Source organism: Nocardia iowensis (genome assembly GCF_019222765.1).
In the GTDB taxonomy this organism is placed as follows: domain Bacteria; phylum Actinomycetota; class Actinomycetes; order Mycobacteriales; family Mycobacteriaceae; genus Nocardia; species Nocardia iowensis.
The window spans coordinates 3,601,724-3,622,170 of sequence record NZ_CP078145.1; the positions used below are offsets into that span (position 1 = coordinate 3,601,724).

Genomic DNA, 20,447 nt, shown 5'->3' on the forward strand with positions numbered 1-20,447 from the left:
TCTGGTCTCGACTACCGGTACTGCCGCGAGTATCGGTCGAACAATGTGGGCGCCGTGGTGACCTATGGCCGAAGTGACGTTGTTGGCCCGTCGAGATGCCCAGTGCCTGATCGATGACCGAGCGTCAAGCCAGGCTCTGTGCTGGCCGGGCGGGCCTACGCCGATCATGGCTCGAGTCAAAGGCGAGGGTCGTCGCACGGGGTCTGGAATCGGGTGCGTGATAATGGCGTGGTGACGCGGAGCAAGCAGGTTCGGACCGGTCCTGGCCGCCGGGCCGGTATAGACAGTGTCGAGACTCGGCAGCGGGTGATCGATGCGGCGATTGATTGCTTCGCGCGCAATGGTTATGGTCCGGCGACGAACAGTCAGATCGCTGCGGTCGCCGGTGTTACCGCGGGGTCGGTGTTCTATCACTTCGGTACCAAACCGCGGCTGTTCGAAGCGGTGTGTGCCGAGGTTTACGGCAAGATCATCGAACGCTCCCAGCTAGCGCTGGCCGGCGCGCTGTCGGTTCCGGATCTGCTGCGTGCGGTGTTGACGGTCTCGATGCGGATCAACCACGAGCGTCCGGAGTTGGCCGGATTCGTGGCGACGGCCCCGATCGACGCTCGCCGCCACGCCGAACTGACCGATGCCTTCGACGCGTTGAGCGTGCAGATGAACGAGGGCCTCGCCGAGGCGGTAGTACGCGGCCAGGGCGCCGGGCTCATTCCCGCCGATCTCGACCCGATCGAGGTGGCGCGGTTGGTCAGCGCGGTAGTCGACGGCTTCGCGCACGCGGCCGCGGCCACCGACCCGATCGCGATGGACCGGCTCACCGAACTGTTCGAGACGTTGCTGCTCGGAGTGCATGGGCCGCCCGGCAATGCCGGGCGGCCCGATTGACCTCCTGATGCCGGTGCGACGGCGGGGAGGGCGTGAATCCCGTTCAGTGGTACCTGTGCTCGACTGGCGGCTCTGGTAAGCCAGGACTGTCGCTCCGGGCCGCCCTGAACTCCGTAGCGGCGAAAGACTTTTCGACCTGACCTGGTCCAGGTTGTCGTCGTTATTGACAGCGGGAAGTGACGAGTGTTACTAATTAATTATCTCACTAACTAATACAGTCTCCTCGCGATGTGCGGACGGCGAGCGGTATCGATGCTGCGAGGATTCAGGAGAGATCATGGCGACCACTGATTTTCGTGCGAGTCCGTTTCTCGCCGGGCACCATCGGCCGAGCCGGATGGAGGTGGACGCGCCAGATCTATTCATCGACGGTGAGCTGCCTGCGGATCTGGCCGGGGTTTTCTATCGCAACGGCGCCGAACCGCTGTACCCACCCACGGACGAGGACTACCACTGGTTCGACGGCGATGGCATGGTCTATGCCTTCTTCATCGACAACGGCCGGGTCGCGCTGCGCAACCGATGGGTACGCACCGACAAGCTGCTACTCGAGATGAAAGCGGGCCGCAGGCTTTTCGGCGTACACGGAAATCCGGCCACCACCGACCCGCTGGCCGAGGGCACGCGATACAACACCGCCAACACCAACATCATCCTGCACGGCGGGAAGCTGCTGGCGCTGATGGAAGGCGCGCCGCCGGTCGAGTTGGACCCGCGCACCCTCGACACCATCGGGGAACAGCACTACGGAGGAGTGGTCACCACCACCTTCTCCGCACATCCAACGGTGGACCACGACAATGGGGAACTGGTCAACATCGGCACGATCGCGCGCCGCGGAGGGACGGCTGCCGAAATCCGCTACGACATCATCGATTTCGCGGGCCAGCCAATCAAGACCGAGACCATTCCTATGCCGCATCACAGCATGATGCATACGTTCTTCGTCACCGAGAACTACGTCGTTTTCCCGGTGACGCCGCTGGATGTCAGCATCCGGCGGGCCATGTCCGGCGGCCCGATCGTCGCCTGGGACGGGAACCGCCCGACGAAACTGGGCGTGATGCCGCGCCGCGGCACCGCCGCCGACGTCCGCTGGTTCGAGGCCGAGCCCCGCCACATGATGCACCAGGCCAACGTGTGGGAAGACGAGGGGCGCATCGTCGCCGATGTGGCCGCCGCCGAGGGCACCTCGCTGTTCCCGGATACCAAGGGCCGCTGGCGATCCCACCGTGATTCCGTGCAAAGTCTGCGCCGCTGGACCATCGATCCCGCTGCCGCGACGGACGTGGTGCGCGAGGACACCCTCGACGACCACGACATCCAGTTCCCGCGACCCGACGACCGGCTCATGACCCGCCCCAGCCGATTCGTCTTCGCGAACAGCAATCTGCACTCCGTCGAGGGCCGGATCGACGGGATGGATGCGGTGCTGCGCGTCGACACACGTAGCGGTGATGAGGATCTCTACCACTTCGGCGACGGTGCTGCGGCGGGGGAACTGATCTTCGCCCCCCGCCTCGGCGGTACGGACGAACTCGATGGGTATGCCCTCACTTTGGTCCACCGAGCCGGGGCCGCGGAAACCGAGCTGGTGGTGTTCGACGCCGCGGACCTGTCGGGTGGTCCGCTGGCGCGGGTCCGCATCCCGTTCGCCATTCCCAGTGGATTCCACTGCAATTACTACAGTGCCGATAGTCCGCTGTATCGGCAGGCGCTGAGCCGGGAGCCCTGACGTGGCCATCTCGACACGCGAATGGCAGCTGGTCGCCCGCCCGGCAGGGGAACCGGCGTCCGAAAACTTCCAGCTCGTCACCGCGTGGCTCGAAGACCCGGGTCCCGGGCAGGTTCTGGTGGCGAATGATTGGTTGTCGGTCGATCCGTATATGCGCGGACGGATGAACGAAGGCAAGTCCTACATGCCGCCGTTCGAACTCGGTCAGGCGTTGACCGGCGCCGCGGTCGGTACCGTGATCGACTCGCGGGCCGATTCGATCCCAGTGGGTACCACCGTCATCCATTTCGCCGGTTGGCGCGAGCACGCGGTGCTGGCGGCCGCCGACACCCAGATGGTGGACGTGCGCCGGTCGCCCGCGCAGGCTTACCTGGGTGTCTTGGGCGCCACCGGACTGACCGCCTACGTGGGCCTGACCGAGATCGCCCCCGTCCGCGCCGGCGATGTCGTCTTCGTTTCCGGGGCCGCAGGCGCTGTCGGCTCGGCGGCCGGGCAGATCGCCCGCAAGCTCGGCGCGACCCGGGTGATCGGGTCTGCTGGGGGACCGGACAAGTCCGCGCACCTGCTCGCCGAGTTGGGTTTCGATGCCGCAATCGATTACCGGCAGGGTGATCTGACCGGGCAACTCGCTGCGGCCGCGCCCGAGGGCGTCGATGTGTATTTCGACAACGTCGGCGGTGCGCACCTGCAGGCCGCGCTGTCGGTGCTGAACACCTTCGGCCGAGTCGCGCTGTGTGGTGCGATTTCGGGCTACAACCATCCCGCACCGGGACCGGACAACCTGAACTTGGCGATCCGGAAGCGAATCACGTTGCGCGGCTATGTGGTCGGTGATCACACCGAGCGTGCCGGGCACTGGGTCCGTACCGCCGCCGGGTGGCTCGCGGATGGCTCCCTGCGGGTGACCGAAACGGTGGCCGTGGGCATCGACCAGGCCGTCGAGGCTTTCCTGACCATGATGCGCGGCGGGAATATCGGCAAGATGCTCGTCCATCTGCCCCGCAGCGGCGACGACTCTGCTTCCCCGGCTGCACCAGCCAAAGCTCCGGCGCGGCAACGGCATTCATCGCATTGATCGACCGAGCTCATAAAAGGGGACATCGGGTGGATAAAACCGTCAATCCTGCGGCCACCGAGCAGGATATCGAGGTTCGCAACCCTGCTGACGGGCGGCAGGTGGGACGAGTTCCCGACAACCCGGGCGCGGTGGTCGCCGCCGAGGTCGGCCAACTCCGGGCCGCACAGGCCGATTGGGAGGCATGCGGTGTACGCGAACGGGCACAGTGGCTGCTGCGGTGGCAGGACTGGCTGATCGACAACGCCGCTCGGCTGACCGACGTCGTGCAGTCGGAGACCGGCAAGACCCGCTTCGATGCCGAAATCGAGGTACCGGCCGCCATCGATCTGGCCAAGTACTGGGCCCGCAACGCGCCACGATTTCTTGCCGACGAACGCCCCGCCCCGCACAGCCCGATCGGGCGAATGAAGCGACTGATCACGGTGTTTCGGCCGTATCCGCTGGTCGGCATCATCACGCCGTGGAACCTGCCGTTGCTCAATCCGTGTTTCGACGCGTTCGCGGCGCTGCTGGCCGGGGCCGCGGTCCTGGTAAAGCCGTCGGAGATCACGCCGCTCAGCGCGGTCGAGTTGGCGTGCGGCTGGGCCGAGATCGGCGCACCACCGGTATTCACCGTGGTCACCGGGCGCGCGGACACCGGACGCGCGGTGGTCGACCAGGTCGACTTTGTGCAGTTCACTGGATCGACGAAGACGGGACGGGAGATCGCCGCCGCGTGCGGTGCGGCATTGACACCGTGCAGTTTGGAACTGGGCGGAAAAGACCCGGCGATTGTGCTCGCCGACGCCGACGTAGAACGTGCTGCCGCGGGCATCGCCTATGGGGGGCTGTTCAATTCGGGGCAGGTGTGTATCTCGGTAGAACGGGTATATGTCGAAGCGCCGATCTACACCCGGTTCGTCGCCAGTCTCACCGAGCAAGTCGAAAAGCTACGCCAGGGGCAGGACGGTCGTGGTTTCGACTACGACATAGGCGCCATGGCGACCGCAACGCAACGTGACATCGTGCAGCGTCACGTGGCGGAGGCGGTGGCGCGCGGTGCGCGCATTATGACCGGTGGAAACGCAACAGGGAATTTCTTCGAACCGACCGTCCTGGTCGATGTGGAGCATTCGATGTCGTGCGTTACCGAGGAGACGTTCGGCCCCACCATCCCGGTGATCGAGGTCGCCGACGAGGACGAGGCGGTGCGGCTGGCCAACGATTCGTCGTATGGACTCTCGGCGACCGTGTGGACCGGCGACCGGCAACGCGGGGAGCACATCGCCCGACGGCTCGAGGTCGGTGCGGTCAATATCAACGACGCGTTCGCGAACCTGGTCAACTTCGCACTACCGATGGGCGGCTGGAAGGACTCGGGCATCGGCGCCCGCTGGGGTGGTGCCGCTGGAATCCGCAAATACTGCCGTCAGCAGGCTATTACCGTGCCGAGGGGTCCGGAGTTGACGCGCGAGCCGCTATGGTATCCCGCTTCGCGAACTCGGTCGCGGTTGGTGACGACGCTGATGCGGGCGGTGGACGCGCGTGGACTACGCAAACTGCCGTTTCGGCCGCGCGGCGGCAGATGACAGCGTCACCGACCGCCGCGGACCGTCCGCCGACGACTCACGCGGCCCGCGGGGTGAAGTTGCCGTGGAACGACAGCGGCAAGTGGTGGCGCAGCGCGCCCACGTAGCAGGGGTCGTTCTCGATGTTCTTGGCGTCGAGCACACGCAGATGCGCCAAGGCGCGGGGGCGGTCCTGCGTGGCGACCAGCAGCCAGCCGTCGTCTTCGTCGGTGGCGCCGGGGCGTGGGGTGTAGATGGCCTCGTGGGCGAAGTGATCGGCCGGTAGCCGGTGCGCTTGCTGGACGCCGGATACGTTGTCCACCTTGGCAATCGCGTTCGGGTGCGCGCTGCCGTCCAGACCGACCGCCAGGTAGGTGTAGCGGTTCTGTCTGCTGGTGTAGCCCAGGTTGAAGGTGGGGAAGTCGCCCTGCATATCCGACAGGTGTTCCTGAATAACGCGGCCGGACCGGGTGATACGCAACCGCAGCAGGGTACCGCCGTAGGGCATCGCCGTGTCGGCCAGACCGCCTTGCACGCCCTGGAGTTGACCGTTGAGCTGTTCCCAGGTGGCGTGGTAGTTGACCAGTTCGACGACGGTGTCGGTGCGGTCTTCGTAGGCGTTGCTCACATGCAGGTGCATCAGTGGATCGGTGTGCACGATGCGGGGTTTGCCACCGTAGCGGGGCATGAGCGCGATCATGGTGCCGCGTGCGGCGTCGTATTCGATGGCCTCGATGTAGTTACGGAGACCGAGCCCGGCGCCGAGCATCTTGCCGATCGGGAATACCAGTGGCGCCACCACGAACACCAGATGCCTTGGTGTCAAACCGAAGTCGTGGTTGAACATCGGCCGCGGCAGGCTCACCTGTCCGATCTTGCCGAGTTTGCCGGTGCGATCGACTCGGTAACAGGCCAGCGAGGGTTTGGGGACCATCGCGAGCCCGAAGTTGTACATGTCGCCGGTCGCCTTGTCCCACTTGGGATGTGCTGAAAACGCGCCGAGCCATTTGAGCGCGCCGCCGAAGCGGTGCACGCCGATCGTGTCGAGCGTATCGGGATCGATTTCGGTGGGCGGGCCGCCCTCCCAGAGTGCGAGCAGTTTACCGGCGTGCATGACGACACCGGTGTTGGCGACGTTGGCCGGGAATTGCAGTGCGTTGGCGAGGATTCCGCCGGGACGCATGGTGCCCAGTGCCCGATAGGGCGCGCCCGTGGAGGTGAGTGACTTGCGGTAGTGCTTGGTGCGCACGAACCGGTTGCGGTAGCGGACCTTGCCGTCGGTGATCGAGAACATCGACAGCATCCCGTCGCCGTCGAACAGGTGGCCCAGCTGTTGCCCACCGGCGTCGAGCTTGCCGGGACCGTTGCGGTAGAGGGTGCCGCGCAAATCTTCGGGCAGTGCGCCCGCAACCTCATCGATGTCGTAGTCGTATTCGTCGTAGAGCGGAATGTAGTCGCGGTGCTCGTTGTCGGCCGTAGTCATGGCCTCTCCTGAGGGTGAAATATGGGATGGGGTCAGACATCGGCCGTCGGGCGCGATCCAGCCGTACCGGAGTGCGACTGCGCCGGGCGGATCCGCAACGTGCACGACAGGCCGGGCAGGTGCGGCTCGAACTCCAGCGGGATCGCCGAGTCGGCGTCGAATACGCTCTCGCAGCTGGCCTTACAGCCCATCAGGCAAGAATTCTCCTGGGCTACACCGGTTCCGGTGGCGGTGTGCATCGCGCACTCCGGGATCTGGTAGATCAGCGTTCCGTCGGGTTCGACGCCGGTGCGGTGGATCGGGCCGACCAGGAAGCCGGCAAAGCCAACGCCGATGTCCATGACTTGGGCGTACCTGCTCGCGGGCACGGCGTTGACCGCGCCGAAAGCCGGTAGCAGGTAGCGCAGCCAGCGCCGCAGCCGCGTCGAGACGGCGGTGGCGATCAGCTCGCTGACATCCTGCTTCGGCAGGTGCCGCGTCAGTTCGGTAGCGACCCATTCGAGTTCGCTCACGTACTGGCCATAGCGGCGTTGGTAGGAACGGCGCGGCGGTTCGAGCCGCGGGCCACGCACGCGATGTGCCGTGAGCGCGGCCCACCCCGCGTCGACTGCTTCGCGGTCGTCACTGACCATCCGCAGCACAGGCAGCAGTACGGCCTCGGGGATGTCACCGACCCTGGCCAGCATCGATCGCATGATCAAATCGTCGCGTAGCGCCACGACCGGTCCGGATATGGTGGCTTTGTTCATCTTTCACCTCTTTCACCGCGACTGAACCGTCACGGAATGTCGACCTTGGCGGCTTTCCATCGACCGTCGATGTTCTGCATCGTCATCACGATGCGGCTGCGATCGATACGGGGATCGGGCATTTCGGTGTTGGACACCGACTGGTCCACAAACAGCAACACGACGACCTCGCGTTCGGTGGCGGACTTGACCGCGGCCTGCAGTACCGTGCCGTGCCCGGCCGCTTTGTGATCGATCAGCAACTGGCGAAGCTGACTGCTGGACTTGGTGTAGACATCGCGGAACTCGCCGGTGGAACCGTCCAGGACCGCCGTGAAATCGGCGTCGAGGTTGGCGGTATCCACCGAGGTGAGGGTGACCGCATAGTCCGACGCTGCGCGCAGCGCCGCCGCCGCGGCCGCGTCGATATCGCGGCTGTGGTCGAGCTTCCATCCCAGCACGCCGGTGGCGACGGCCAGTGCGACGAGCAGCAATGCCGCGACGAATGGCAATGCGCGCCTGGCCGAGCCGACGATGCGTCGCGCGACGGCGCCCCTGCCGACCGCAGTCCGCGCGGAACCGTCGGCATCGTCGGAGTCGTCCCTGTCCGACGTGGTCCCACTTTCAGCCTCGGCCGCGTGCGTCTGGCCGATGTCGGCCTCGTCGGTGTCGGGCTCGTTTCGGATGTCGTCGGCGTGCCCGCGATCAGGTTCGCTTGTCGCGGAATCGAATTCGGCCACTTCGGTATCGGTCTCGGTGGTGGTTGTGCTGTCGTTGCGGTCCTCGATCTGGTTGTCAGGCATGGTCCTCCTCGGGGTCGGGCTAGTTGCCGTACCGCTGTGGCTCGGATTCCGGCGGCATGGTCGGTCCGCCGTACGGCAGGGGGATCGTGTGTTCTCCGATCGGGGTGGGATCGGTGCGCTGCATCGGATCGAATCCCGGTGGCGGATAAGCGGTGTCGTCCCCCGGTGGGCGGGGCGCGTTGCGCGCGCCGCGGATCAGCAGTGCCGGATCCTCGTCCAGGCAGTAGGTATTGACAAACGGCTCGGGATAGCTCGGTTCGAACGGCACGTCACGTGGGTGCGGGTAATCGCAGAAGCGGCGGAAATACAGGCTGGCCACTGCCCAGACGCCGCCGTCGTGCATGATCGACTGCACCGCTTCGAGCAGCGAGGTCCGGTCGTCGCGAAACAGCTGTTGCAGTGCCGGAACCCGCACATAGGACAGTTGGGCGACGGTGGCCAGGTTCCCCAGTAACTGCACCATGGTGGGCGAATTCTGCGCGATCATAGTGTCCACCCCCGCCAGGACCTGCGGTGCGGTGTCGAGCAGGGTGCGCAACCCGGCGTCTTTCGTGCCGATGCCGTTGAGGGTGGCGCTGAGATTGTCCGTGGTGGTGCGTAATCCGGTTGCCTTGTCACTGATCAGGTGGAATACCGGCCGGCTGGCGCGCAGCAGGGTGCTGGTCTGGGGCAGGACGCCGTCGAGGGTGGAGAACAGCAGCTGCATGCTCGACAGCAGGGTGCGCAGCTTCTCCGGCCCCTGGGGGCTCACCCCGAGTTCGTCGACGATGGCCTTCAACTGTTCCGGATTCGTCTGTGCCAGCACCCCGTCCACACTGCTGAGCACCTGCCACAGCGGGATCGGTGTGGTGGTGTGGCCCTGATCGATGACGCTGCCGTCGGTCAGCAGCGGACCCGCGCTGCCGGTGGGCCGGAAATCGACGTATTGTTCGCCCGCCGGTGAGAGCCCGGACACGCGCACGGGCGTGTCGCGGGGGATACGCGCCGATGCGTCGATGCGCAAAACGGCTTCCACCCCACGCTGACCGAGCCGCACCTCATGGACCCGCCCGATGGGTACCCCGCGCAGCGTGACATCCTGGTTGGCCAGCAGCCCACCGGATTCGGGCAACTGCACCCGGACGGTCATTTCCGCGGCGAAGGGGTCGGTGCGCAACGCGCCGAAGGTCAGGTACCAGCCGCCCACCGCGACCAGTGTGAGCTGCGCCAGTGCGGACAGCAGCAATTTGCGTGCGACGCAGACGCGGATGACTCGTACCAGCATCCGCGCGGGCAGCTCGATCATCGTCATCGCCCGGGCCCCATCACTCGGGCACCGAGCTGGGTCAGCACGAAGGTCAGCGACCCGACGAAGTTGGCCAGGTCGGCCGGTTCCGGTGGATGAAAAGCCGGATCGGCGAGGTGTCCGGGATCGTCGATCGGTCCGGCCACCACCTGCCGGAGCTCGACGTCGGAGTGGGCGGCGTTGGCGCTGAAGAACTTCAGCGTCGGCGCCAGTATGCGGAGCAGATTCGCGGTGGTTACGCGCGGATCGGTCGCCGGTTCGTTGAAGGACGCGGACAGGCTGTTCAGATCACTGATCAGACTGCGCGTGTCGGTGCCCGCGATGGCGGGGAAATTCTCCAGCTGTCGGGTGATCGCCGCGATCTGATCGGCCAGTCCCGCGATGTGGGCAGTGTTACCGGCGATCACCGTCAGGGCGGGGGCGGCAGCGGCGAAGACATCGTCGATCGCGCTGCGGCGGGTGCTCAGATCGTCTGCGAGAGCGGCGGTCTGGGCGAGCACACCGTGCAGTTGACCGGACCGCTCGGACAGCGTGGTCAGCAGCTCCCGCGATTGCCGGATCAGATCGGTGAGGCGATGGCCGTCGTCGCCCATGGCGGTGCCCATTCCGTTGAGAACCTGGGTGAGATTGCGGATCACGCCGCCGTTGACCAGGAGCGCAGCGGTGGAGAGGACCTCTTCGACAGTGGCGGCGGCGCGGGTTTCCGACAACCCGATGGTGTCACCGTCGCGCAATAGCGTCGATGATCGGCTGGTGTCACTCGGTGGGCGCAGCGAGACGAACACGTCACCGAGCGGTGTGGCCGAGCGTAATTCGGCGGTCGTGCCGACAGGTAGTTCGACGCTGTCGATGATGCGCAGCGATACCACCGCGGTGTAATCGCGGGCGGTCATGCGCTCGACCTCGCCGACATCGGCGCCGCCGACGCGGACCTTCGCGCGCTCGGGCAGGTTGAGCGCGTTGGAGAACACCGCCTGCAGGTGGTAGCTCGGGCCGCTCACCCCGGGCGCGGGCAGTGGCAGATCCTCGAGGGTGACCGAGCACGCGGTCAGCGGCAGCGTGAGCGCGGCGCCGAGCAGCAGCCGCAGTCGGCGGATCATCGGTTCATCCTGGTCATTGCCTCGAGCACCGAGGTGACGCCGAAATCGGGGCCCATGTCGCGCATAGTGCCGGTGGCACAACCCAATTGGCGTAGACCGAGGATGTTGCAGATTTCCTTGGTCATGGAGCTGTCGAAGAACACATTGTCGAAATGTGCTCCGACGCGCAGGTATCCATTGCGCTGGTCGATGGCGGCGACGACGTTGTCGACGCCGAGCGGTGCGAGATCGAACACCTCGGCGAGTTCGCGCCGGTAATCGACCATCGCCTGGGTGAAGGTAGTGCTGCCGCGTACGGTGGCGGTGAGGTTGTCGCCCTGCTCGGCGAGCAGCGTGTTCAACTGGCCGAGCACGGTGTTCAGCTGTCGGCCGGTAGCGCCGTTGCCGACGCTCTCCTGGGCGAGGATGTCGCTCAGCTGGCCGACACCGCTGCCGAACTCGGTGATGATCTGCTGGTTACCGGCCGCGGCGTCGGTGAGCGCGCTCAGGTTCGCCACGATGGTGGTGAGGTGCTGCTGGGTCGCCGCACCATCGCCATCGCCGGTGCGCAGCGCCTCGGCCAGGGCCGCGAGCGCCGACCGTAGTTCCTGGCCGCTGGTTTGCGCGACCGTGGAGGTCGCGGTGAGTACCTCGGCCATCGGGCCGCCTCCGTGGCCGTCGCCGCGCATCGAGGCGCCGAGCTTGTCGACCATGGCGATGACGCGATCGAACTCGATGGGTGTGCGGGTGCGGTCCAGACCGAGGACCGCTCCGTCGGGCAGCATCGGTCCGCCGGTGTAGGCGGGTGCCAGTTCCACATGCCGGTCGGTCAGAATCGAGGTGCCCACGGTGACGGCCTGCGCATCGGCTGGAATCTGGACCTCCCGGTCGACCTCGAGGATGACCTCGACGTAATCGCCGCGGGGAGTGATCTTGTCGACCTTGCCGACCGGCATGCCGAGTACCGCAACGGTATTGCCCTCGTACAGGCCGATCGCATTGTCGAACTGTGCGGTGATCCGGGCAGGCGCCTCCGAGCCGACGGATAACACGCGGCAGGCGGCGGCCACGGCTGCGGCGACGGCCAGGACCACTGCGGCGCGGGCGAGGCGTTTGCTGATGATCGGTTCGCGCTGCTTCATCGGCAATCCTTGAAGTACTGGAAATGTTCGGGCCAGTCCTGTACGGCGGCTTGCCGGCTGATCGCGCACATCCAGGAATCGATCATGAGCCCGCCGGGCAGCAGAAAGTCCAGGAACGGGCCCGAGCCGAACGCATTGGTGATGTTGCGCACCGTAACCGGCATGACCTGGAAGGTGTTGCGTAGCAACGCGTCATGGTCACCGAGCATGGTGGTGAGCTGGCGGATATCGGCGAGCATCGTCTCGATGTCGGTTCGGTTGACCGTGAGCACTTCGTTGGCTGTCTGGATCAAATTGGTTGCGGCGTCGAGCAACCGCACGACCGCCGCACGGCGCGAGGTGATTTCGCGCATCAGGTCACCGCCCTGCTCGATGAGTGCGCCGATATCGCCGCGCTGATTGCCGAGGATGGCAGCGAGGTGGGCGGTGTTGCGCAGCAGTGCGCTGATCTGGTCGCGCCTCTCGGCAATAACGGCGGATAGGTTGCGCACATTGGCCAGCGCCCCTGGCAGTACCGAGGGCACGTCGTGCAACTGGCCCGCGAGCGCCTGCATGGCGACCGCGAACCGGTCGGCATCGACCTGTTCGAAGGTGGTGGTGGAATCCTGCAACACCTGCTGCAGATCGTAGGGAACCGTGGTGTGCTCCAAGGCGATTCGCCGTCCCGGCAGCGCGCCGTCACCGCCGGGCCGCAGCACGACCTCGCGGGCGCCGAGCACGGAGGTGAGTTTGATGGCGGCCGTGGTGTCCGGCCCGATAGCGAGCTCCTTGCCGACCTTGATGTCCACCAGTACGCGGTCGCCGGCGAGGTCGGCGCCGTCCACGGTGCCGACGGGGATACCGGCGACGGTGACCTGGTCACCGGCCCGGATGCCAGCGGCCTGGGCGAACTCGGCCGTGTAGCGGACCTGCCCGAGGTGCAGCTGGGTGACGGCGGTGGTCGCCGCGACGAGCACCGTGATCACCGCCAGTGACAGGCCGCCCAGCCACGCCGTGTTGATGGCTGCGAGGCTGCGTACGCGGTCGAACAGTGTTGTGGTCATGCGGGTTCACCTGCACATCGGCGAATATTGGCGGTGACCGCCGGGGGTGGCGTTGTCGACGACCGCCGGGATGATCGGGGCCACGAAGTCGGCGATGGTGATGTTGAAGTCGCACGCCTGCGCGCTCATCGCGGTGCTGTCGCCGGTCACCCGGGCCAGCCCCTTGAACACCGCCGGAATGTTGGCGCCGAGGGTGGCTATCGCGTCCGGATCGGCCATGAGGGTGGCGAGGAAGCCGGGTTCGCGCGCGAGCATGGCGTTGAGGTCGGGGGAGACCTCGGTCAAGATGGCCGAGAGCCGCCCCACCACGGTGGAGATCGAGCCAACCGAGGACAGCAGTTCGTCGCGACGCTCGTCGAGCCCGGTCACCACGGCCCGAACCTGGATGAGGGTGGTCTCGAGGGCGGTGCCCTGCGCGGCCAGGGTCTGGGTGACATCGTTGAGGTTGGTGATGATCCGGCCGAGCAATTCGTCCGGACCCGCGAGAGTCTGTGCCAGCCGGGAGGTTTCGGTGATCAAGGTGGCCAGCGCGGCGGTGTCGCCCTGCAGCGCTGTGATCAGCGCGGTGGAGAGATTGCCGCGGTTGCCGGGATCGAGCAGGGTGAACAGTGGTTCGAAGCCGTTGAGCAACGCCGTCACGTCGAAGGACGGCTCGGTGTGCTCGAGGGGTATCTCACCGTTGTCGGGCAACCGCTCGGGGCGTCCGAAGTCGGCTGGCGACAACCCCAAATAGCGCTGCCCGACCATGTTCTGGTAGACAACCGTGGCTTTGGTGTCGCCGTAGACGGGTTGGTCGCGCTGCACCCGGAACCGCACCCTGGCGAGGGTGCCGTCCAGATCGATCGCATCCACCCGTCCCACCCGGACACCGGCCATCCGCACGTCCGAACCGCTCTTCAATCCCGAGACATCGGTGAACACGGCGGTGTAGGTGCTGGTGGGGCCCGCGACGTCGCGGCGCAGCGTCACCAGGATCGTCCAGGTCAGGGCGAGGCAGACGACGAGAAAGACGACCAGCCAGAGCAACTGACGGCGGTGAGCGGTCATGGCGGCCCCTCCGGTAGTGCGGGCGGGGCAGGCAGTGGCGCGAAAAGCGGTGGCAGCGCGGGTATCCGGAGCGGCCCGAGCAGGATTTCCTCGGCAGTGTTGGCGACCGGCGGCAGCGCCGGCGCGGCCAGCGTGCCGGGCGGCGGCACGTAGTTGCGCATGTCCGGGATTCCGGTCGTCGGCGGTACCGGCGTGGTCTCCGGTGCCGTTTCGCAGCTGGGGCCGCGCAGTTCGCCATACGTGGGGCAGTCGGCACGGACGTAGAGCCGCAACGGGGTCAGTGAGATGACCAACTTGAACGCGAAGACCAGTTTGCTGCCGGTGCGGGTCCACAGTTCCTGGAAGAACTTGTCGACGGTGTTGTTCAGTCGCACCATCATCGCCGGGTACTTGGCCGAATTGTCGGCCAAGACCCCGATGACCGGGGTGAGGTTGGTGGTGATGCCGACCAGCTGGTCGATGTTGTTGTCCAGTGCGGACCCGACCGTGTCGAGAGTGTGGTGTGCGCCGGTGAGCAAATCGACCAGCTGCGTGTGCTTTTCGGCGACGGTGCGCATGGGTGCGACGGTCGAATGCAGGGCGTCGACCAGTTCGGGTGCGCTGGCACGCAGCGCGGTGATGGCCGACTCCCAGGTTCGCAGCGTCGCGGGACCGCTGTCGTCGACGCTGAGCAGGTTCATCTGCGCGGTGACCCGATTGAGGCCGTCGACGGCCGCGGTCAGCATCGGCCCGCGGCCGGTGGTGGCGTCGGAGAGAGCGCGGATCAGCCCGAGCGTCTGTGCCGAACCCGGGCGCGCCACCGCGGCAATCAGCTCACGGACCTTGGCCAGGGTGGTCTGGAACAGCTGGGTGGGCAGGGTGTTGTCTTCGGCGATCCGGTCGCCGCTGCGCAAGGGCGGGCCCGCGCCGTTGTCGACCAGTTGCACCGACGATACCGCGAAGGCGTTGCTTGGCACGATCCGTGCCGTGACGGTGCTCGAAATCATCTGCGCGTGGCCGGGTTTCAGATCGATATGGACGACATTGGGTGCCCCGTGCCGGGCCGGGGTGACCTCGCGCACCATGCCGACGAGCAGTCCGCGGAATTTGACATCGGATTTCTTGGGCAGGCCATCACCGACGGAGGTCAGCGCCGCGGTGACCCGGATTCGTTCGTCCAGCTTGCCGTTCGATTCGGCGACCAGCAGCCACGCCAGTAGTGCGCAGACCGTGAGGAAGGCGGTACCGAGTATCAGCAGTGCGGGGGTGGACAGCCCGCGTCCGTCGAGTTCGAATTCGTTGGCCACGGTCAACCACCGAGCCTTCCGCCTGCGTCGATCCCCCAGAAGGCCATGGTCAACAACATGTTGAGGATGGTCATGATGGTGATGCTCGCGCGTATCGCCCGCCCGGCCGCGATACCGACACCGCGCGGCCCGCCTGCGGCGTAGAAGCCGTAGTAACACTGGATGGTCGCCATGATCGCCACGAAGACGGTCACCTTCACGACCGCGAGGATCATGTCGCGTCCGCTGAGCATCAGGGAGAAGTAATGCAGGTAGCTGCCCGACGGCTGCCCGCTGGAGAAGGCCACAACCGCCTGGCAGACAAGGAAGTTCAGCGCAAGGCAGACCACGAACAGCGGCACCACCGCCAGCACCGAGGCCAGCACCCGGGTGGTGACGAGATAGGGGATCGGCCGTATCGCGACCGACTCGAGGGCGTCGATCTCCTCGGCGATGCGCATCGCACCGAGTTGCGCGGTGAAGCGGCAGCCCGCCTGGATCCCGAACGCCAGCGCCGCCATCAGCGGGGCCAGTTCACGGACCGCGGCCAGCGCGGTGATGAGACCGGTGGCCGGCCCGAGGCCGAGCAGGCTCAGGGCGTTGTAACCCTCGAGACCGACCACGGCGCCGGCCGCCGCGCCCACGATCAGCACCACCCCCGCGGTGCCGCCGCCGACGACGACCGAGCCGTTGCCCCAGGTCACATCGGAGAGCAGCTGCTGGAATTCGCGGCGGTAACGGGTGAAAACCACCCCGATGCCGCCAAGGGCGCGAAAGAAGAACGCCACAATGTGGCCCACCTTCGACAGCTGGCGGATCGCCGGGCCGGTCACGGCGAGGATCGGGCGCAGCGCCGCGGCGGTATAGGTGGCGGCCATGTCAGAAGCTCGCGGTGGGAAACAGGATCAGATACATCTGGGTGAACAGCACGTTCACCACCATCAGCAGCAGAATCGATTGCACGACTGCGGCATTGACCGCGTTCGCTACTCCCGCCGCGCCGTGCCGAGTATCCAGGCCCTTGTGGCAGGCCACGATGGCCACGATCATGCCGAACACCACCGCTTTCATCAGGGTGAGCACCAGATCGTTCACGGTGGCGAAGGAGGAGAAGGTCGTGGTGTAGCTGCCCGGTGTGCCGCCCTGCAGAATCACCGTGAACGCGTATCCGGCGAGGAAGCCGATGAAGCAGGTGAAACCCGTCAGTGCGACGGCAACCACGATCGCGGCGGCCAGGCGGGGCACCACGAGCCGCCGGATCACCGACACACCCATCACCTCCATGGCCGCGGTCTCCTCCCGGATAGTGCGCGAGCCCAGATCGGCGCTGATCGCCGAGCCCACTGCCGCGGCCATCAGGATCGCGGCGACCAGCGGTGCGCCCTGGCGAATGGTGGCCAGGCCATTGGCCGCCCCCGCCATCGACGTCGCGCCCAATTGGCCGGCGAGTAAACCGAATTGGATCGACAGCGTGACACTGATCGGCACCGTCACGAACAAGGTCGGCACCACCGCCGTCCGCGCCATGAACGTCGCCTGCTCGACGAATTCGCCGAACGGGAAGCGGCGCCGCGCAATATCGGTAGCCAAGTAGTGGAAGGCGCGCACCGCCAGCACGACCTGCCCGCCGAGGGTGCGCAGCGCCGCCAGGGGATGCCGATCGGCATACCCGCGCGACCACTGGATCACCTCGGCAGCGGCGGGACTGGGCAGCGGCGACGGGGTGGGGCCCGATGTTGTCACGTGTCGCGGCCCTCCGTGAACACCAAGGACAGGCGGCGGAATCCGCGCAGCATGAAGCTGGGCTCGTAGGCGAAGTCGTTGTCCTCGTCCAGCCGTACCGACGCGAAGCGCGCGGCGAGTTCCTCGACTGCGACGCGGCTTTCCAGCCGGGCCAGCGGGGCGCCGAGACAGGCGTGGATGCCCGCGCCGAAAGCCAAGTGCGCCTTGGCATTGGCGCGATCGGGATCGAAATCGTCGGGGTTGTCGAACCATTGCTCGTCGCGGTTGGCGGAACCGAAGACCAGCACCACCAGCTGACCGGAGGGAATGGTGTATCCGCCGAGCTCGGCTTCGGTTTTGGTGATCCGGAACATCGACTGCACGGGGCTGAGCAAGCGCAGTCCCTCTTCGATCAGGTTGCCGGAGTGCTCGCTCGGCTGCGCGCGCAGCCTGTCCCAGTGCTCGGGTTCGCGGGCCAGCTCGTGCAGTACGCCCGCGATGAGTTTGGTGGAGGTCTCGTTACCGGCAACGAGCAATTGCACGATAATGTTGAGAATCGCGCCGGTGCCCAGTGGTTCGTCGTTGTCGATATTGTGCGCGGTGACCAATCCGGTGAGCAGATCGTCCTGCGGATCGGCGCGTCGGTCGTCGAGCTGGGCGGCGAAGTACTTCTGGAACTCCACCATATTGCGGGCCTGCTCGAGCAATCCGGCGTCGTCGAGCTGACCGCCGACGGTGGCGGTGAACTGATCCGACCAGCGTTTGAAGTCGTCGATGCGATCGCCGGGTACATTGAGCACCTTGGCGATCACCCGCAACGGCAGTGGTGCGGCGAAGCCGCGGACGAATTCGGTCGCCGTGCCGTTGGGCAGTGCTTGCACCAATTCTCGTGCGATAGCACGGATATCAGGCTCGAGCCGGGCGATGAAGCGGGGAGTGAACGCTTTGGCGAGCATGCGCCGGTAGTAGTGATGCTCCGGCGGGTCCGCGGTGAGCAGCGTCGGAACCGGCGGCCATCCCTCGGCCTGGATCTCGGCTACCTCGTCCTTGATCGAATCCGGGATCGGCAGCTGCGGTAGACCGAACGCCGAGGAGAAGGTGGCGTGGTCGTTGAGCGCCTCGGCGACGAGGTCGCGTGCGGTGACGAACCACATACCGCGCTCGGCCGCGAAGTGCACGGGCGCCTCGGTGCGCAATCTGCGATGCCAATGGTGGGGGCACTGCAGAGTTTGCGGGTCGAGTGGGTCGAATTCGTCGACGGTAGATGACGGGGTCGCGGTCAAGGCGGCCTCCAAAGACGTTGGGATCCCGACTGATTCGAGACGAGGAGCCGATCGGCTGATGCTTGACTAATTAGTCAGCCAATATAATAGTGATAGGGGTCATACGCAAGAGCCTGGCATCTGACCAGGGATCGGAGGGCTGGCGTGAAAGCCGTGGTGACAGGTGCCGGCAGTGGTATCGGGCGGGCGATCGCGCGCCGACTCGCGACCGAAGGTGCGCAGGTGATCGCCGTCGATATCGATGCCGAGGCCGCGGCGCGGACGGCGCGCGAGATCGGCGGCATCGCGGTGGAATGCGATGTGGCCGAACAGGAGTCGGTGGACGGGCTCGCGGCGGCGGTCGATTCGGTCGACGTCGTGATCAACAATGCGGGTATCTGGCGTTCCCACACGCTCGATGAGAGCACCGCGGCCGAGATGGTCGAGGTGTTGTGCACCAACGTGATCGGTAGCTGGATGATCACCCGCGCGCTCATCACAAAGTTCCCCGAGCAGGGTGGCGCCATCGTGAACCTCACCTCGGTCCTGGCCGAAACGGGGGGCGCGGGCAGGGGCGCGTACCCGGCATCGAAGGCCGCCATCGTCGCACTGACCAAGCAGATGGCCACCGAATACGCACCCCGCGGCGTTCGGGTCAACGCGGTGGGACCCGGGCTGGTACTGACCGAGGGCACGCAGGCTGAGTTCGGCGATCCCGGCCTGCAGGGGGTGATCGGTTCCGCCATGCCGCTCGGCCGGCAGGGCACGCCCGAAGACATCGCCTCGGTGGTGGCGTTCCTGGCTTCGCCGGGAGCGAGTTATGTGACCGGGCAGACGCTGTTCGTCGACGGCGGTTGGTCGATCAACGGTTCGGCGTTCATCGCGATGGCAGCGCGGCGTTATGCCGAACAGATCGCGGCGGCTACCCCATAAGGAGAAAACCATGACCGATATCGAGACGCCGCCCGAGGTCGCCCCGGGTGCGGCGCGCTCGTCGGGGCCGACGGTGCAGAGCCTGCTCGCCGGCGACACCCGCGACGTGCCGCCGCCGCTGCTGGAGGAGTCCTACGAATATCTCGGATCCACCGACATCGACGCCGATCGGTACCTCAGCCACGATTTCCATCGCCGCGAGGTGGACAAGGTGTGGAAGAAGGTGTGGCAGATGGCCTGTCGGGAAGAGGACATCCCCACGCCCGGCGATTACATCGTCTACGACATCGCCGATATCTCACTCATCGTGGTTCGCGCCGATGACAGCTCGATCCGGGCCTACCACAACGCGTGCCTGCACCGCGGTACCAGATTGTGCGACGACACCGGTCACGCGGCCCAATTGCGTTGCCCCTTTCATGGATTCACCTGGAATCTGAACGGTGCGCTCACCGACGTGCCCGGCCGCTGGGACTTCCCGCACGTGAGCGACGAAAAGTTCGCCCTGCCCGAGGCGCTGACCGGGGTATGGGCGGGCTATGTCTTCGTCAACCCCGATCGCGACGCGGTGCCGCTGCAGACCTACCTCGGCGAGGTCGACAAACATCTTTCGCCCTACCAACTGCAAGACCGCTTCAAGGCGGTGCACGTGGCCAAGGTGGTGGACTGCAACTGGAAGGTGGCGCTGGAGGCGTTCATCGAGTCCTACCACGTGATCGCCACCCATCCACAGCTGTTGGACTACTTGGGCGACAGCAACACCCAGTACGACATCTACACCCGGGACGACGGGCTGCCCGGCTTCAACCGGATGATCACGCCGCAGGCGACGAGCAGCCCGAACCTCGGCGAACCGTTGGAACCGCAGGATGTGCTCGAAGCCATGTTCCGCGACTTCTATCCCGAGGGCATCGGCAGTTTCCAGGTGCCGGAGGGCGAGTCGGCACGGCCCACGGTCGCCGCGGCGTTGCGCGACCGCTTACAGCAGGCCACGGGGGCGGATCTGAGCGGCACAAGCGATGCCGAAATCGTCGATGCCATCGAATATTTCGTCTTCCCCAACTTCGTGCCGTGGGCGGGCGTCGGGGCGCCGCTGACGTATCGGTTCCGGCCCTACGGCAACGACCCGGACCGCTGCGTGTTCGACATCATGATGTTGTATCCGCTACCCGCGGGCGTGCCGAAGCCGAAAGCCGAGCCAATCCACTGGCTGGGGCCGGACGAGGATTTCAGCGCCGCACCGGAACTCGGTGCGCTGGCCGCGGTCTACAACCAGGATCTGTCGAACCTGCCGCGAGTCCAGCGCGGGCTGAAGGCGATGACGAAACCGGGTGTGACGCTGGCCGATTACCAGGAAGTGCGGATCAGGCAGTTTCATCGCGACCTCGACGCCCAGCTCGACTCCTGACC

Annotated in this window: 18 protein-coding genes; 6 read left to right on the forward strand and 12 right to left on the reverse strand. The window is 66.1% G+C overall.

Annotated elements, in window-relative coordinates:
• Positions 1-231: 231 nt before the first annotated feature.
• The 4 genes from KV110_RS16605 (at position 232) to KV110_RS16620 (ending at position 5,266) form a co-directional block, all read left to right on the forward strand.
• On the forward strand, positions 232-885 hold the full coding sequence (locus tag KV110_RS16605; RefSeq protein ID WP_218477109.1) for a TetR/AcrR family transcriptional regulator: 654 nt from the start codon (positions 232-234) through the stop codon (positions 883-885).
• 277 nt (positions 886-1,162) lie between these two features.
• On the forward strand, positions 1,163-2,620 hold the full coding sequence (locus tag KV110_RS16610; RefSeq protein WP_218477110.1) for a carotenoid oxygenase family protein: 1,458 nt from the start codon (positions 1,163-1,165) through the stop codon (positions 2,618-2,620).
• Positions 2,621-2,627: 7 nt separating this feature from the next.
• On the forward strand, positions 2,628-3,695 hold the full coding sequence (locus KV110_RS16615) for an NADP-dependent oxidoreductase (RefSeq protein WP_425518168.1): 1,068 nt from the start codon (positions 2,628-2,630) through the stop codon (positions 3,693-3,695).
• A gap of 29 nt (positions 3,696-3,724) precedes the next feature.
• Complete coding sequence (locus KV110_RS16620) at positions 3,725-5,266, forward strand: aldehyde dehydrogenase family protein (protein WP_246634584.1); 1,542 nt, start codon at positions 3,725-3,727, stop codon at positions 5,264-5,266.
• Positions 5,267-5,303: 37 nt separating this feature from the next.
• On the opposite strand, the gene KV110_RS16625 is transcribed toward KV110_RS16620, so the two are convergent.
• From KV110_RS16625 to KV110_RS16680, 12 genes are read right to left on the reverse strand one after another with little or no spacing between them, the layout of a single operon-like run.
• Entirely contained in the window at positions 5,304-6,728 is a 1,425-nt protein-coding gene (locus KV110_RS16625) for a carotenoid oxygenase family protein (protein WP_218477112.1), read from the reverse strand.
• 32 nt (positions 6,729-6,760) lie between these two features.
• Complete coding sequence (locus tag KV110_RS16630; protein WP_218477113.1) at positions 6,761-7,477, reverse strand: hypothetical protein; 717 nt, start codon at positions 7,475-7,477, stop codon at positions 6,761-6,763.
• A gap of 29 nt (positions 7,478-7,506) precedes the next feature.
• Positions 7,507-8,259 (reverse strand): DUF3329 domain-containing protein, encoded by a 753-nt coding sequence (locus KV110_RS16635; RefSeq protein ID WP_218477114.1) that lies wholly within the window; start codon positions 8,257-8,259, stop codon positions 7,507-7,509.
• A 19-nt stretch (positions 8,260-8,278) separates the two neighbouring features.
• Positions 8,279-9,544: an MlaD family protein gene (locus KV110_RS16640; protein ID WP_218478527.1), complete on the reverse strand. Its 1,266-nt coding sequence runs from the start codon at positions 9,542-9,544 to the stop codon at positions 8,279-8,281.
• Positions 9,545-9,546: 2 nt separating this feature from the next.
• The gene (locus KV110_RS16645) at positions 9,547-10,644 is read right to left on the reverse strand and encodes an MlaD family protein (RefSeq protein WP_218477115.1); all 1,098 of its coding nucleotides are present in this window, start codon (positions 10,642-10,644) and stop codon (positions 9,547-9,549) included.
• Positions 10,641-11,765 carry an MCE family protein gene (locus tag KV110_RS16650; RefSeq protein ID WP_218477116.1) on the reverse strand — a complete coding sequence of 375 codons (1,125 nt, stop codon included), beginning with the start codon at positions 11,763-11,765 and terminating at the stop codon, positions 10,641-10,643. Before KV110_RS16650 ends, KV110_RS16645 begins: the two co-directional genes overlap by 4 nt.
• Entirely contained in the window at positions 11,762-12,808 is a 1,047-nt protein-coding gene (locus tag KV110_RS16655) for an MCE family protein (protein ID WP_218477118.1), read from the reverse strand. Before KV110_RS16655 ends, KV110_RS16650 begins: the two co-directional genes overlap by 4 nt.
• 6 nt (positions 12,809-12,814) lie before the next feature.
• Complete coding sequence (locus KV110_RS16660; protein ID WP_218477120.1) at positions 12,815-13,855, reverse strand: MCE family protein; 1,041 nt, start codon at positions 13,853-13,855, stop codon at positions 12,815-12,817.
• Positions 13,852-15,141 carry an MlaD family protein gene (locus tag KV110_RS16665; RefSeq protein ID WP_246634740.1) on the reverse strand — a complete coding sequence of 430 codons (1,290 nt, stop codon included), beginning with the start codon at positions 15,139-15,141 and terminating at the stop codon, positions 13,852-13,854. Before KV110_RS16665 ends, KV110_RS16660 begins: the two co-directional genes overlap by 4 nt.
• A 2-nt stretch (positions 15,142-15,143) precedes the next feature.
• Positions 15,144-15,998, reverse strand: coding sequence for an ABC transporter permease (locus tag KV110_RS16670; RefSeq protein ID WP_218477123.1), 855 nt, complete (start codon positions 15,996-15,998; stop codon positions 15,144-15,146).
• 1 nt (position 15,999) lies between these two features.
• The gene (locus tag KV110_RS16675) at positions 16,000-16,863 is read right to left on the reverse strand and encodes an MlaE family ABC transporter permease (RefSeq protein ID WP_246634585.1); all 864 of its coding nucleotides are present in this window, start codon (positions 16,861-16,863) and stop codon (positions 16,000-16,002) included.
• A complete protein-coding gene (locus KV110_RS16680) occupies positions 16,860-18,125 on the reverse strand; it encodes a cytochrome P450 (protein ID WP_218477125.1) in 1,266 nt (421 codons plus the stop codon). The genes KV110_RS16675 and KV110_RS16680 overlap by 4 nt, the downstream gene beginning before the upstream one ends.
• 153 nt (positions 18,126-18,278) lie before the next feature.
• Here KV110_RS16680 and KV110_RS16685 point away from each other — a divergent pair, with 153 nt between their 5' ends.
• Together KV110_RS16685 and KV110_RS16690 are read left to right on the forward strand one after the other, a co-directional pair.
• Positions 18,279-19,037: an SDR family NAD(P)-dependent oxidoreductase gene (locus KV110_RS16685; RefSeq protein WP_246634586.1), complete on the forward strand. Its 759-nt coding sequence runs from the start codon at positions 18,279-18,281 to the stop codon at positions 19,035-19,037.
• 10 nt (positions 19,038-19,047) lie between these two features.
• Positions 19,048-20,445 (forward strand): aromatic ring-hydroxylating oxygenase subunit alpha, encoded by a 1,398-nt coding sequence (locus tag KV110_RS16690; RefSeq protein WP_218477129.1) that lies wholly within the window; start codon positions 19,048-19,050, stop codon positions 20,443-20,445.
• The last annotated feature ends 2 nt before the right edge of the window (positions 20,446-20,447 follow it).